The sequence below is a fragment of the Pseudomonas sp. LS.1a genome (assembly GCF_022533585.1).
In the GTDB taxonomy this organism is placed as follows: domain Bacteria; phylum Pseudomonadota; class Gammaproteobacteria; order Pseudomonadales; family Pseudomonadaceae; genus Aquipseudomonas.
Window position 1 is genome coordinate 3,970,206 of the sequence record NZ_CP092827.1, and the last position, 13,022, is coordinate 3,983,227.

Annotated in this window: 11 protein-coding genes; 5 read left to right on the top strand and 6 right to left on the bottom strand. The window is 65.3% G+C overall.

The annotated features are described in order from the left end of the window. Positions 1–45 precede the first annotated feature (45 nt). From MKK04_RS18440 to MKK04_RS18460, 5 genes are all read right to left on the bottom strand, one after another. Positions 46–447 carry a type II TA system antitoxin MqsA family protein gene (locus MKK04_RS18440; RefSeq protein ID WP_207830085.1) on the bottom strand — a complete coding sequence of 134 codons (402 nt, stop codon included), beginning with the start codon at positions 445–447 and terminating at the stop codon, positions 46–48. Between the two features lies 1 nt (position 448). Continuing rightward, the gene (locus tag MKK04_RS18445) at positions 449–745 is read right to left on the bottom strand and encodes a type II toxin-antitoxin system MqsR family toxin (protein ID WP_241105868.1); all 297 of its coding nucleotides are present in this window, start codon (positions 743–745) and stop codon (positions 449–451) included. 94 nt (positions 746–839) lie between these two features. Further along, positions 840–2,165, bottom strand: coding sequence for an MFS transporter (locus MKK04_RS18450; protein WP_241105869.1), 1,326 nt, complete (start codon positions 2,163–2,165; stop codon positions 840–842). A 72-nt stretch (positions 2,166–2,237) separates the two neighbouring features. Next, on the bottom strand, positions 2,238–2,717 hold the full coding sequence (locus MKK04_RS18455; protein ID WP_207830080.1) for a histidine kinase: 480 nt from the start codon (positions 2,715–2,717) through the stop codon (positions 2,238–2,240). 168 nt (positions 2,718–2,885) lie between these two features. Further along, positions 2,886–3,362 carry a sigma-70 family RNA polymerase sigma factor gene (locus tag MKK04_RS18460; RefSeq protein ID WP_207830078.1) on the bottom strand — a complete coding sequence of 159 codons (477 nt, stop codon included), beginning with the start codon at positions 3,360–3,362 and terminating at the stop codon, positions 2,886–2,888. A 481-nt stretch (positions 3,363–3,843) separates the two neighbouring features. On the opposite strand from MKK04_RS18460, the gene MKK04_RS18465 reads away from it, so the two are divergent. From MKK04_RS18465 to MKK04_RS18475, 3 genes are read left to right on the top strand one after another with little or no spacing between them, the layout of a single operon-like run. After that, complete coding sequence (locus MKK04_RS18465; protein ID WP_241105870.1) at positions 3,844–5,016, top strand: efflux RND transporter periplasmic adaptor subunit; 1,173 nt, start codon at positions 3,844–3,846, stop codon at positions 5,014–5,016. Further along, on the top strand, positions 5,017–6,981 hold the full coding sequence (locus MKK04_RS18470) for a MacB family efflux pump subunit (RefSeq protein ID WP_207830074.1): 1,965 nt from the start codon (positions 5,017–5,019) through the stop codon (positions 6,979–6,981). It begins immediately after the preceding gene. A gap of 3 nt (positions 6,982–6,984) precedes the next feature. Beyond that, on the top strand, positions 6,985–8,388 hold the full coding sequence (locus MKK04_RS18475) for an efflux transporter outer membrane subunit (RefSeq protein WP_241105871.1): 1,404 nt from the start codon (positions 6,985–6,987) through the stop codon (positions 8,386–8,388). Positions 8,389–8,512: 124 nt separating this feature from the next. On the opposite strand, the gene pvdP is transcribed toward MKK04_RS18475, so the two are convergent. Next, a complete protein-coding gene (gene pvdP / locus MKK04_RS18480; RefSeq protein WP_233693693.1) occupies positions 8,513–10,132 on the bottom strand; it encodes a pyoverdine maturation tyrosinase PvdP in 1,620 nt (539 codons plus the stop codon). Between the two features lie 238 nt (positions 10,133–10,370). Here pvdP and pvdM point away from each other — a divergent pair, with 238 nt between their 5' ends. Together pvdM and pvdN are read left to right on the top strand one after the other, a co-directional pair. Beyond that, positions 10,371–11,717, top strand: coding sequence for a pyoverdine-tailoring dipeptidase-like protein PvdM (gene pvdM, locus MKK04_RS18485; protein WP_063912737.1), 1,347 nt, complete (start codon positions 10,371–10,373; stop codon positions 11,715–11,717). Between the two features lie 17 nt (positions 11,718–11,734). Next, positions 11,735–13,021 (top strand): pyoverdine-tailoring periplasmic protein PvdN, encoded by a 1,287-nt coding sequence (gene pvdN / locus MKK04_RS18490; protein ID WP_207830067.1) that lies wholly within the window; start codon positions 11,735–11,737, stop codon positions 13,019–13,021. Position 13,022 lies beyond the last annotated feature (1 nt).

The window sequence follows — 13,022 nt, forward strand, 5'->3', positions numbered from 1 at the left end:
GCCCCCGGTTCTCACGAGCCGGGGGCTTTTTATTGCCTGCCAATATCAGGCAGTTCGCACTTCCTCGAAGAGCTCTGGGTGGCGGTCCAGCAGCTTGAGCAGTTTCACCAGCGCCACTGGCGGCGTGGTCTTGCCGTTTTCATAACGAGAGAACGCATTGACCCCACCACCGAAAATTTCCCCCGCTTCACGCTGGTCGAGGTCGAACTTCCGGCGCATGGCTGCAATGAAGGCAGGGTCAACAACGGCTCCATTGACTTGTCGCTCAAAGGCCGACATCAGGTCACTCATGCGCTGCGCCTCTCCCATGCCCAGTATCACCTCACCACAAGCAGGGCAGTATTCGCCATAAACATCGGGAATAACGGTAGCTTCACCCTTGTAGCGATAAGGCATGTCCTTGGATTGCGCGACCAATTCCGCTCCTCCACACAGTGGGCATTTCATTTCATAGCTCCTTGAAAGACACGATGAGCAGGTCGTCAACCACCATCAACTTGAGGTAAACCCTTCCTACAGCGGTCTGGGGACGATAGGCGTCCTGCCAGACTCGATGATTGTTGTAGGTCGTCATGCTCTTATGAAAGTCGCCTGGCGTTAGCTCGCGAACAATGTTCAGCATGGCGAAAGGCTCAATGCCAAGTGCCCGCGCACCCTGCGTGGCTACCCCGGTAGTACGCACTTTGCCTAGACTCAACAGCGCCTTCACCCGCTGCAGCGGGCAGTGAGGCATTCTCTTTTCCATGAGAAATTAACCTTCCAGGTTAAATTTGGCTAATAGGTTATTCCAATAACCCCGGCCCGGAAGTCTGCCTCAATGCCCTGCAGCCGTTACCGGCTCATTTGTCACCGCACATGATCGGCATCGGCTCCGCCGCAAACGCCAATGGCTCACGACGCCCGAAATACAGGGCTGTCAGCAGCCCGACCGTACCCATGACCAGACAAAAGCCGACACACACCCACGGGCTCCACGGCATCAGTGCAATCAACGCCAACGGTGTGGTGCTGGCCCACAGCGCGTAAGCCACGTTGTAGGTGAAGGAAATGCCCGACACGCGGATCTCGGCCGGGAACAGCCCGACCATCACCGACGGCACCACACCTACCACGCCGCAGGACAAACCTGCCAGCGCATAGGCCAGCCAGGTCAGGCCCCACTGCCCCACCAGGCTGGCGTACAACGCACCGATGCCCACCGGCAGCAACAGGCTATAGAGCATCAGCGCGCGCCAGGCGCCTACACGGTCGACCAGCAGCCCGGCCAGCACGCAGCCAATGTTGAGGAAGACGATGCCCACGCTGCTCAGGGCAAAGGTGTGCCCGGCACTCATGCCGAAGCGCTGCTGCATCACTGTCGGGGTAATCACCACCAGCACCACCACGGCGGATGTCAGCACACAAGTCAGCAGTGCCGCCGGGATCAACGCCCGGCGGTGTTCGCCCAGCACCCGCCGTAGCGGGAAGCTCACCGGCTGCCCCTGGCGTGCGCGCAGGGCGAGGAACACCGGTGTTTCGCTGAGCCAACGGCGCAACCACACGCCGATCACGCCGAATACCCCGCCGAGCAGGAACGGGTAGCGCCAGGCGTAGTCGAGAATTTCCTGCGCTGTGAACAGCTGTGCCAGCAAGGTCGCGGTCAGCGCTCCCAGCAGGTAGCCGAAGGTCAACCCGGCCTGCAGGAAGCCCAGGGCGTAGCCGCGGCGCCCGGCTGGTGCGTGCTCGGCGACGAAGGTCCAGGCACTCGGCACCTCGCCGCCCACCGCCGCGCCCTGCAGGATGCGCAGGGCCAGCAGGATCAGCGGCGCCGCATAGCCGATGTCGGCGTAGGTCGGCATCACCCCGATCAACAGGCACGGCAGGGCCATCATCAGGATGCTCAGGCTGAAGACCCGCTTGCGTCCCAGGTGGTCGGCGAAGTGTGCCATCAGGATGCCGCCCAGCGGCCGCGCCAGGTAGCCAGTGACGAAGATCCCGAAGCTTTGCAGCAGGCGCAGCCATTCGGGCATCTCGGGCGGGAAGAACAGCTGGCTGAGGGTCAGCGCAAAGAACACGAAAATGATGAAATCGTAGATTTCCAGCGCGCCGCCCAACGCCGCCAGGCCCAGGGTCCGGTGGTCACCGCGGCTGAACCGGGGCGGGCGAGCGGTATCGATGGCAGTCATGGCAGGGTCCGCAAATCGGCAAAGGGCAAGAGGATAGCAAATAGCGCCCCCCTTGCCCCGCCCGCTGCGGCTTTAGCGGTTGAACATGGTATTGACGAAATTGGCCCGCGGCCGTGGCCGCGGCGTAGTAGCCGGCATGGCGCCCGGCAGTGGCAGCTTGCCGACCAGCAGCGGTGTATCGATGATCGCCATGAACGTCTCCAGCGCCTCGTTATCGGGCACCTGGGGCAGGCTCAGGCTGACGGCCTGGCGCTCGGTCTGCGGCACCGAGGGCACTATCAACTGGGTAGAGTGATACAGCAGGGCATGCTGGATCTGCGTACTGACGCGGCAGAAGCGCACCAGGTCGACCCCGGCATGGCTGGCCAGCTCGATATTGCCCAACAGCAGGTGGAAAGGCTGCAAGGCACACAGCACCAGGCGCTGCAGCTCCTCGAAGCTGTCCACTGGCGCTATCCGGTAGTAGCCCAGGCCATTGAGCAGCCGCTCCAGCTGCAGGCGCTGGCACGGGTGTGCGTCGGCAATGAGGATGCGCAGGGTCTTGTTGGCCATGGTCGGACCTGGGCAGTTGGGTAATGGGTACGCTCCCTGACCATACTGCGCCAGTAACGGCTGCTGCCAAGGTTATGCCTGGCAGGGGTCTTCTTTGATAGAAGTCGGGAAAACCGCGGAAATCAAGTGACTGACTGACGGAATTTGCATTTGCCTTTAACCCGGCAATCAGGATTCCCACGCGCGCATGCGCACCCGGCAGTGCTTCATGGCATTGACGATGTGCTTTTCTACCAGGCTGCGGGAAATACCCAGGCGCTCGGCAATCTGCTGGTGTGACAGGCCATCTAGCTTGCGCAGCAGGAAGCAGTCGCGGCAGACCTTGCTCAGCTCATCCAGGGCGCGCTGCATCAGCGCCAGGCGCTGGTCGAGCTGCATGCCGTGGCTCGGTGCCGGGGTGTGCCAGCGCTCGTCGCTGTCCAGCACCTCCAGCGGCTCGGCCTGGCGCACCTGGTGCCGCCGGTGGCGGTCGATCACCAGGTTGAGCGCGGTACGGTAAAGGAAGGCACGCGGGTGCTCGATGCGCTCGCCGTCGGTGCGCTCCAGCACCCGCAGGTAGGCATCGTGCGCCACGTCTTCGGCGGCCTGACGATTGCCCAGGCGCGCGGAAAGGAAGCCCACCAGTTCGCGATAGTAATGTTCCACGACGTTACCTGAGATCGTCCTGCCAGCCTATGCCAGAAAGCCCTTTCAGGCAGCAATGCGGGACCGAGTGATGTCAACGTGCGATCTTACAAATTATAATTATTCTCAGCAACAAGAGGGGAATGGCTGGAGGGCGTTAGCGCCTGGGAGACCGAGCGCCGCCCGCGCGGCGCATCGCGAGCGAAGCTCGCTCCTACATTTGTTTCGGGCCAGTAACGCCTGCGCCAGCGCGCGCGACCGCCTTGTTTGTTCCACACAATATCGAGGTGAACGCCAAAGGGCCGCGCGCCTCTGCCTCAGGATTAACTGGCCCGAAACAAATGTAGGAGCGAGCTTCGCTCGCGATGCGCCGCGCGGGCGGCGCTCGATCTCGCAGGCGCCACAACCCTGTCGCCATACACCTGTCAGCCCCTACCCAACATTCGCTAAATCCCCTCCTGCCGCTTTCGTCTATCTGGCACCCCCTCGGCTGGAAGTCTGCATGAGACCTTTAACCAACACCCGTCGCCGGGTCCTGCTCACTGGCCTGGGCCTGCTCGGCCTGAGCAGCCTGCTGGCCTGGAAGGCCCTGCCCTACGGCGCGCAGCCGCTCAGTACGGTCGCCGTAACCCGTGCCGACATCGAAAGCAGCGTCACCGCACTGGGCACCCTGCAACCACGGCGCTACGTGGACGTTGGCGCCCAGGCGTCCGGGCAGATCCACACCCTGCACGTCGAGGTCGGCGACACGGTGCGCAAAGGCCAGTTGCTGGTCGAGATCGACCCGTCGACCCAGCAGGCCCGGCTGGATGCCGGCCGCTATTCGATCGACAACCTCAAGGCCCAGTTGGCCGAACAACGCGCGCAGTTCCAACTGGCCCGGCAACAGCTCAAACGGCAACGCGACCTGGCCGCCGCCGGTGCCACCCGCGACGAGGACGTACAAACGGCCGCAGCGCAGCTGAAGGTCACCCAGGCGCGCATCGACATGTTCCAGGCGCAGATCCACCAGGCCCAGGCCAGCCTGCGCAGCGACGAGGCCGAGCTGGGCTACACGCGCATCTACGCGCCGATGGACGGTACGGTAGTGGCGGTGGATGCCCGTGAAGGGCAAACCCTCAATGCCCAGCAGCAAACCCCGTTGATCCTGCGCATCGCCAAGCTCTCGCCGATGACCGTGTGGGCCCAGGTGTCGGAGGCCGACATCGGCAAGGTCACCCCGGGCATGACCGCCTACTTCACCACCCTGGCCGGCGGCAAGCGCCGCTGGACCAGCACCGTGCGGCAGGTACTGCCGATCCCGCCCAAGCCGCTGGAGCAGGCCAGCCAGGGCGGCGGCAGCCCGGCCAGCGTCAACAATGGCAGCGCCGGCAGCCAGGTGGTGCAGTACAGCGTGCTGCTGGATGTCGACAACCCGGACGGTGCGCTGATGGCCGAGATGACCACCCAGGTGTTCTTCGTCGCAGGCAAAGCCAGCCAGGTGCTGACCGTACCACTGGCTGCGCTGGACGACGGTGATGGCCTGCGCCTGGCCCATGTACTGACCCGCGACGGCAAGGTCGAACAGCGCCAGGTTCGCACTGGCCTCAGCGACCGCCTGCGGGTGCAGGTGCTGGACGGCCTCAACGAAGGCGAACGCCTGGTGATCGGCGCCCCTGGCGTCAGTGGAGGTTGAATGAGCACACCCCTGATCGAGCTGGTCGACATCCGGAAATCCTACGGCGGCGTCGAAACGCCCAAGGTCGATATCCTCCATGGCATAAACCTGTGCATCCATCCCGGCGAGTTCGTCGCCATCGTCGGCGCCTCCGGCTCCGGCAAGTCGACCTTGATGAATATCCTCGGCTGCCTTGACCGCCCCACTTCCGGCAGCTACCGCTTCGCCGGCAAGGATGTGGCCGAGCTGGGCAGCGACGAACTGGCCTGGTTACGCCGCGAGGCGTTTGGCTTCGTGTTCCAGGGCTACCACCTGATCCCTTCGGGCTCGGCCCAGGAGAACGTCGAAATGCCGGCTATCTATGCCGGCGTCGCCGCCAGCGAACGCCACGCCCGCGCCAGCGCCCTGCTCGCCCGCCTTGGCCTGGCCAGCCGCACCGGCAACCGCCCGCACCAGTTGTCCGGCGGCCAGCAGCAACGGGTGTCGATTGCCCGGGCCTTGATGAACGGCGGCCATATCATCCTCGCCGACGAACCCACCGGCGCCCTCGACAGCCACAGCGGCACCGAAGTGATGGCGTTGCTCGACGAGCTGGCCAGCCAGGGCCACGTGATCATCCTGATCACCCACGACCGCAACGTGGCGGCGCGGGCGCAGCGGGTGATCGAAATTCGTGACGGCCTGATCATCAGCGATTCCGCCGCCGAAAAGCCCACGACCCACGACGGCCGCGGGCTGCAGGCCGACCAGCTGCGCCAGCGCCTGGACCGTGGCGCAACCTTGCACGGGGCGTGGAAAGGCGAATTGCTCGAAGCCCTGCAGGCGGCCTGGCGGGTGATGTGGGTCAACCGCTTCCGCACCGCCCTGACCCTGCTGGGCATCGTCATTGGCGTAGCCTCGGTGGTGGTGATGCTGGCCGTGGGCGAAGGCAGCAAGCGCCAGGTCATGGCGCAGATGGCCGCCTTCGGCTCGAACATCCTCTACCTCAACGGCAAGCCGGCGAGCCTGGGCGAACAGGCTGGCACCATCACCCTCGACGATGTCGCCGCCATCGGCCAACTGCCGCAGGTCAAGCACGTGATGCCGGTGATCGGCGAAAAGATGATGGTGCGCCACGGCAACAGCAGCCAGCGGTTCTATGTGGGCGGCAACAACACCGGGTTCCCCGAGATTTTCAACTGGCCGGCGGTGGAAGGCAGCTTCTACACCGATGCCGATGAAGCCAACGCTGCGGCGGTGGCGGTGATCGGCCAGAAAGTGCGGGAAAAGATGCTCGACCCCGGGCGCGATCCGCTGGGGCAGTACCTGCTGATTGGCAATGTGCCGTTCCAGGTGGTCGGTATCCTGGCCGGCAAGGGCGCCAGCTCTGGCGACCAGGACAGCGACGGGCGCATCGTGGTGCCCTACTCCGCCGCCGCCATCCGCCTGTTCGGCCAGCGTGACCCGGACTACATCGCCGTTGCCGCCCTCGACTCCATGCGGGTCAACGAAGCCGAAGCGGCCATCGACAAGCTGCTGCGCCAGCGCCACAACGGCCGCCAGGACTTCGAGCTGACCAATGACGCGGCGCTGATCCAGGCCGAAGCGCGCACGCAGAACAGCCTGTCGCTGATGCTGGGGGCGATCGCCGCGATCTCGCTGCTGGTGGGCGGCATCGGCGTGATGAACATCATGCTGATGACCGTGCGCGAGCGTACCCGTGAAATCGGCATCCGCATGGCCACCGGCGCGCGCCAGCGCGACATCCTGCGGCAATTTCTCAGCGAGGCGGTGATGCTGTCGATGGTTGGCGGCCTGGCCGGCATCGTCCTGGCCCTGGCCATCGGTGGCGGCCTGATGCTGGCCGAAGTGGCGGTGGCCTTTGCCCTGCCCGCCATGCTCGGCGCCTTCGCCTGCGCCGTCGTCACCGGCATCGTGTTCGGCTTCATGCCAGCGCGCAAGGCCGCCCGCCTCGACCCGGTCAAAGCCCTTACCAGCGAATAACCCATGACTCTGCCTAGCCGCATCAGCCTGTTGACCTTATGCGTATGCCTCGCCGCCTGCAGCACGCCGCCCACACCTGCCAGCGGTATCGCCACGCCACCTGCCTGGCAAGGCGAGGCCGCATCACCCTCGGCACAACTGCCAACGGCACAGTGGTGGCAAGCCTTCGCCAGCCGCGAGCTCGACCGCCTGGTACAGCACGCCTTGCACAATGCCCATGACCTGGCTGCAGCCACGGCGCGGGTGCGCCAGGCCCGGGCCCGCGCAGTCATCGCCGGCGCGCCGCTGCTGCCGGAGCTGAAGCTGGGCCTGGACGGCAGCCGTCAACGCCTGCTGCACGGTGACGGCAATGACCAGCTGGATGTCAGCCGCAACGAACCCACCAGTACCTCGTTCGACATGCAGCTCAGCGCCAGCTACGAAATCGACTTCTGGGGTGGCCTGCGGGCGACCCGCGACAGCGCCCTGCGCAACCTGGATGCCAGCCGCTTCGACCGCCAGACCGTGGAGCTGACCCTGGTCAGCGCGGTGGCCGACAGTTACCTGCAGGGCCTGGCCCTGCAAGAACAGCTGCGCATTGCCCGCCTCAACCTGCGCAATGCCCAGGACGTACTGGGCCTGGTCGAGGCACGCCAGCGCAGCGGTTCCGCCACACGCCTGGAACTGGCCCAGCAACGCAGCCTGGTAGCCACGCAGCAACGCCAGCTGCCGTTACTGGAGCAGAAGTGGCAGGACAGCCGGGTCACCCTGGCAACCCTGCTCGGCGACCCGTTGCAGTCGCTACCCGCCAGCCAGGAAGCGATCATCACCCTGCAATGGCCCGCCATTGGCAGCGGCGTACCCAGCGAGCTGCTCACCCGTCGCCCGGACATTGCCGCGGCGGAAGCACGGCTGGCCGCCGCCAGCGCCAACCTGCAGGTCGCCCGCGCCGCCATGCTGCCCAAGCTCACCCTCGGGGCCAACCTGGGGGCTGGCGCCAACACCTTTGCCCATTTGTTCGACAGCGCCTACTACACGCTCACCAGCGGCCTGGTCGCGCCGATCTTCAACAACGGCCGGTTGCGCGCCGCGCGTGAACTGGCCGAGGCGGAACAGGCAGAGTTGCTGGAGACCTACCGCAGCAGCATCCTGGCCGGTTTTGCCGATGTCGAGAAAGCGCTCAATGCGATCCAGGGCGTGGACCGCCAGCGGCAGTGGCAGGATGAAGAGGTGGCGCAGGCGCGGCTGGCGTTCGAACTGGCGCAGCAGCGTTATGGCGCGGGAGCGGAAACGCTGTTGAGCGTGCTTGAGACCCAGCGCACCTTGTATGTGGCGCAGGACCAGCAGGTGCAATTGCGCCTGGCCCGGTTGCAGGGCAGTGTGGCGTTGTACAAGGCATTGGGGGGTGGGTGGCAGGTCGGGCAGTAAACCGCGTTGCTTTCCGGGGCTGCTGCGCAGCCCATCGCGACGCAAGGCCGCTCCCACAGGTTCAAGCATGCACCGTCATGTGGGAGCGGCCTTGTGTCGCGAAAAGGGCGCAGAGCGCCCCCAATCAACGCGAGCGCTGCGCCACCTTCAGGTTGCGCGCATACCACGGCCGCTGCGGTACCTTGAGCCGCAGCTTGTCGAGCAGGTCGTCATCGCTGTAGATGATGCGCAACGCCAGCTTCATGGTCTCCGGGTCCATCTCGACACTGCGCCCGGGCCGCAAACCCGGCACCGTCGAGCAGCCGTGGGTATCCGGCCCCAGCCACGGGTCCGCCACTTGCACCCAGCGCCCTGGCGCAAACCATGGCACACCATTGACCTCCAGGCGCCGCACCTCGCCCGGATGCAGCCGCTCATGGGCATGGAACCAGTCCTCGATGCGGTCGTCGATCCAGCCGTGAAATTGCCAGAACACCGGGTTCACATGGGATGAAAACGGGTCACCAAGAAAATCGTTCTGCTCGGCGAACCAGCGTTCGGCAAAATCATCCGGCGTACGCGCCGTCGGCACCGGCATACCGTTGGACGGGTCGCGCGGCACCGATGCCCAGCGCATGTGCAGCCAGTCGTGCAGGCCCAGCTCCACTTCCGAACCGAACTGGCCCAGGGTCAAGGTGCTCAGGTACTCCGGGTCGGTATAGCGTGACTCCCAGACCTGGAAGTTGCCATGGAAGGTATCCGGCGTCTTGATGTCGCGCACCCACTGGGTGTATTCCGCATCACCGCTGGCCAGCCAGGTGGGCGGCAGGGCATTGCCGTCATGGTTGTCGAAATAGCGGGCGAACCCGGCGCGGTCGCGCTCCAGTTCCGGCTGCGGCAGCGGGAAGCGCGGCCATGACGGCAAGTCCTGCAAGGCACGGGCATTGCCAAGCATGTGCCGGTGCATGAAGAAAAAGTCCTCGCCCGAGCCGTTGCGGTCTTTGTGCCGGCCCCGGGCGTCACGCTCGCGGTCACGTGGCCCAGGCTGCCAGCCCAGGCCACGCAGGGCGCCCTGCTTGTCCTTGTCCAGTTTGTGCCATTTGTCCCGCGAGGCATGCCACAGCTGGTGGAACAGGCGATGCTCCGGGGCGATCAGCCAGGCCAGCAGTTGCGGGTTCAGCGGGGTACGCTCGCGCGCCTCGGGGAAGGTGCGCTTCAAGGCCAGGAAGTGGTTGTCCTCCACGGGCAATGTCAGCGCGCGGTCCAGGCGCGCAATACGCCCGTTGAGGGTCGCCGGCCCGGCGTTGCCGAACCGGCCCCAGACCTCGTCGAGCACGATATGGCATTCATAGCGGGCATGGGCCGAACACAGACGCCAGCGCAAGGTGCCCGGTTTGTCGGCCAGAAGGTCACCTACCACGCGGTAGCGCGGCTCTTCCTGCCCACGCAGGCGCTCGGGGGTATCCAGGTAGCCGCGCAGGGCTCGCCCGCTGGTTGCCACATCCAGGAACAGCTCCAGCTCACCTGTGGGTAGACCGTCCAGCCCCGCATCCTGGCCCTGCAGGGTCCAGCGCCAGATACCCCGCAGGGTATCGCCCAACTGCTGCAGGCGAGTATCGGCCAGTTCGACGACGGCCTCGCCAGGGGTTGCCGGGAATTCCTCGTCGGCACGCTGGCGCTGCACATACAGCGCCCCCAGCGCACCGGGCACCACCACACCCGTCAATGCCACACCGGCGATGAAACCGCGTCGGGAAATCGTCATTGCATACCTGTGCATTCATTGCGGCCATGGAGCACGGCCCGTCCAAGGCTAGAACGTTGCACGGCAGGCGAAATTTAGCGGCTTACCCACCCCAAACCTTGAGGGCTACTCGGCCACTCCTACAGGGCCCTGCGCCGGAGTCCTGATAGCGGCTAAATTTCCCGGGTGCGTGCTCGTTCACTGCAGGTAGCGGCGGCCTCTGTGCCCATCCCTCGACGGTGAACCTACTGAGACCAAGATGACGACTCCACGCTGGAAGAAAGCCCTGTTTATCAGCCTGGCCGCGGCGGTTGCCGCTGGCGCCGGGCTTGCCGCCTGGCACTACTTCGCCACACCTGCCGGCTATTCCAGGGAGGTGACCCGCCAGGCCGACGACCTGCAGGAACGCATCATCTCGTTTGACAGCCACGTCACCCTGCCGCTGACTTTCGGCACCGAGGGCAGCGAGGCCGACAAGGACGGCAATGGCCGCTTCGACCTGGCCAAGGCCGCACGCGGGCGATTGTCCGGCGCGGCCCTGACCATCTTCGCCTGGCCAGAATCCTGGACTGGTGACGGTGGCCCGCACCGCCCCACCCCAGGCTTCGTCGAAGCCGCCCGCCACACCCAGGAAGTGCGCTACAACGCCATCACCGCCATGGTCCGCGACTTCCCGCAGCAGGTGGGTATTGCCTACACCCCGCAAGACATGCGGCGCTTGCACGGCGAAGGCAAGTTCGCGGTGTTCCTCAGCATGCTCAACGCCTATGCGCTGGGCGACGACATCGACCAGCTCGACCGCTGGGCCGCGCGCGGCGTGCGCATGTTCGGCTTCAGCTACGTGGGCAACAACAGCTGGGCCGACTCCTCGCGCCCGCTGCCGTTCTTCAATGACACCGCCGATGCCCTGGACGGCCTGTCGCCGATTGGCAAGCGCGCCGTGCAGCGGCTGAACGACCTGGGCGTGATCATCGATGTGTCGCAAATGTCCAGCAAGGCGCTGGCCCAGGCCGTCGCCCTCAGCCGGGCGCCGGTGGTGGCCTCGCACTCGGCGCCACGAGCGATGGTCGACATCGACCGCAACCTCTCCGACAAGGAGCTGCAGCTGATCAAGGACAGTGGCGGCGTGGTCCAGCTGGTGGCCTTCTCCACCTACCTCAAGCCCCTGAGCAGCAAGACCCGGGACAAACTCGACGCCCTGCGCGCCGGCTACGACCTGCCGCCGCTGGCCAACCTGAACTACGCACTGATGCCCGGCGACCCGGTGATCGCCGGCTGGCCCGAGCAGAAGGTCGGCCAGTACGCCAACGCGCTGTATGGCATTCTCGAGGAAGAACCGCCGGCCACGCTCAAGGACTATGGCGACGCCATCGACTACACCGTGCGCAAGATCGGCATCGACCATGTCGGCCTGAGCTCGGACTTCAACGAAGGCGGCGGCATCGACGGCTGGCAGAACGCCAGTGAAGCACGCAACGTCACCGCCGAACTGATCAGCCGCGGCTACTCCGAAGCCGATATTGCCAAGCTCTGGGGCGGTAACTTCCTGCGGGTGTGGGAGCAGGTGCAGCGCACCGCGCAACCCGTCGCCACCTCATCCCCCTGACTCTTGCGAGCAACTTGATGAACGATCGTCGCACCTTTCTCAAGCAGGCCGGCCTGCTGGCGGCCGCCCTGCCCCTCACAGGCCCGCTGCTGCCTGCCGCCCACGCGGCACCTGCACAGCCTGCCACTGCCAACGGCTGGGCCGCGTTTCGCAGCCTGTTCGAGCTGGACCCGGCCTACGCACACTTTGCCAACTTCCTGATCACCTCGCACCCAAGGCCCGTGCGCGAAGCCATCGAGGCGCTGCGCGCCCGCTTCGACCGCCACCCGGCCCGCATGGTCGACTGGGACAGCCAGTCGGAGTGGAAGCACGAAGCCGCCGTGCGTGAATGGGCAGCCCGCTACCTCGAAGTGACGCCCCGGCAAATCGCCCTGACCGGCAGCACCACCGAAGGCCTGGGGCTGATCTATGGCGGGCTGAAGATTGCCCCGGGGCAGGAAATTCTCACCACCGTGCACGAGCATTCGGCCGCCCGTCACACCATGGGCTTTCGCACCACGCGCGATGGCACGCCAGTTCACCGGTTGCGCCTGTTCGAAGACCCCGCCAAGGTCAACAGCGACCAGGTACTGGCCACCATTGCGGCTGCCATCGGGCCGAAAACCCGGGTGCTGGGCATGACCTGGGTGCATTCGGGCAGTGGCGTGAAACTGCCCGTGGGCGAGATCGGCGCGCTGGTGCGCGAGGTCAATCGCCAGCGTGACGAGCAGGACCGGATCATCTACGTGATCGACGGCGTGCACGGCTTTGGTGTCGAAGACATGCGCTTTGCCGACCTCAACTGCGATTACTTCATCGCCGGCACGCACAAGTGGATGTTCGGACCGCGCGGTACCGGGATCATCTGCGCGGCGTCCACCGAACTGAAGCAGCTGAACCCGACCATTGCCACGTTTTCCGAGAATGAAGACTTTGCCACGGTGATGACGCCCGGGGGTTACCACGCGTTCGAGCATCGCTGGGCATTGGGCAAGGCGTTCGAGTTGCACCTGCAGTTGGGCAAGGCGGCGGTCCAGGCGCGAATTCATGGGCTTAATGACTATCTCAGGCAGCGGCTTGAAGCGCTGCCGGGGATCGAGCTGGTGACACCGCGCAGTGCGCAGTATTCGGCGGGGTTCACCTTCTTCCGGGTCACGGGGCAGGATGCTGACGAGATTGCCCGGTATCTCAACAGCCAGCGCATTGTGGTCGATGCGGTGTCGCGGGATGTCGGGCCGGTGGTGCGGACAGCGCCTGGGCTGTTGAATACCGAGGCGGAGATCGAGCGATTGGTCGATGCATTGAAGAAGCACGTTCGCGGATGAA

What these genes read in the sequence shown, in the direction of transcription:
- MKK04_RS18440 (WP_207830085.1), bottom strand. Translation starts at nt 447, where the DNA reads ATGAAATGCCCACTGTGTGGAGGAGCGGAATTGGTCGCGCAATCCAAG.
- MKK04_RS18445 (WP_241105868.1), bottom strand. Translation starts at nt 745, where the DNA reads ATGGAAAAGAGAATGCCTCACTGCCCGCTGCAGCGGGTGAAGGCGCTG.
- MKK04_RS18450 (WP_241105869.1), bottom strand. Translation starts at nt 2,165, where the DNA reads ATGACTGCCATCGATACCGCTCGCCCGCCCCGGTTCAGCCGCGGTGAC.
- MKK04_RS18455 (WP_207830080.1), bottom strand. Translation starts at nt 2,717, where the DNA reads ATGGCCAACAAGACCCTGCGCATCCTCATTGCCGACGCACACCCGTGC.
- MKK04_RS18465 (WP_241105870.1), top strand. Translation starts at nt 3,844, where the DNA reads ATGAGACCTTTAACCAACACCCGTCGCCGGGTCCTGCTCACTGGCCTG.
- MKK04_RS18470 (WP_207830074.1), top strand. Translation starts at nt 5,017, where the DNA reads ATGAGCACACCCCTGATCGAGCTGGTCGACATCCGGAAATCCTACGGC.
- MKK04_RS18475 (WP_241105871.1), top strand. Translation starts at nt 6,985, where the DNA reads ATGACTCTGCCTAGCCGCATCAGCCTGTTGACCTTATGCGTATGCCTC.
- pvdP (WP_233693693.1), bottom strand. Translation starts at nt 10,132, where the DNA reads ATGACGATTTCCCGACGCGGTTTCATCGCCGGTGTGGCATTGACGGGT.
- pvdM (WP_063912737.1), top strand. Translation starts at nt 10,371, where the DNA reads ATGACGACTCCACGCTGGAAGAAAGCCCTGTTTATCAGCCTGGCCGCG.
- pvdN (WP_207830067.1), top strand. Translation starts at nt 11,735, where the DNA reads ATGAACGATCGTCGCACCTTTCTCAAGCAGGCCGGCCTGCTGGCGGCC.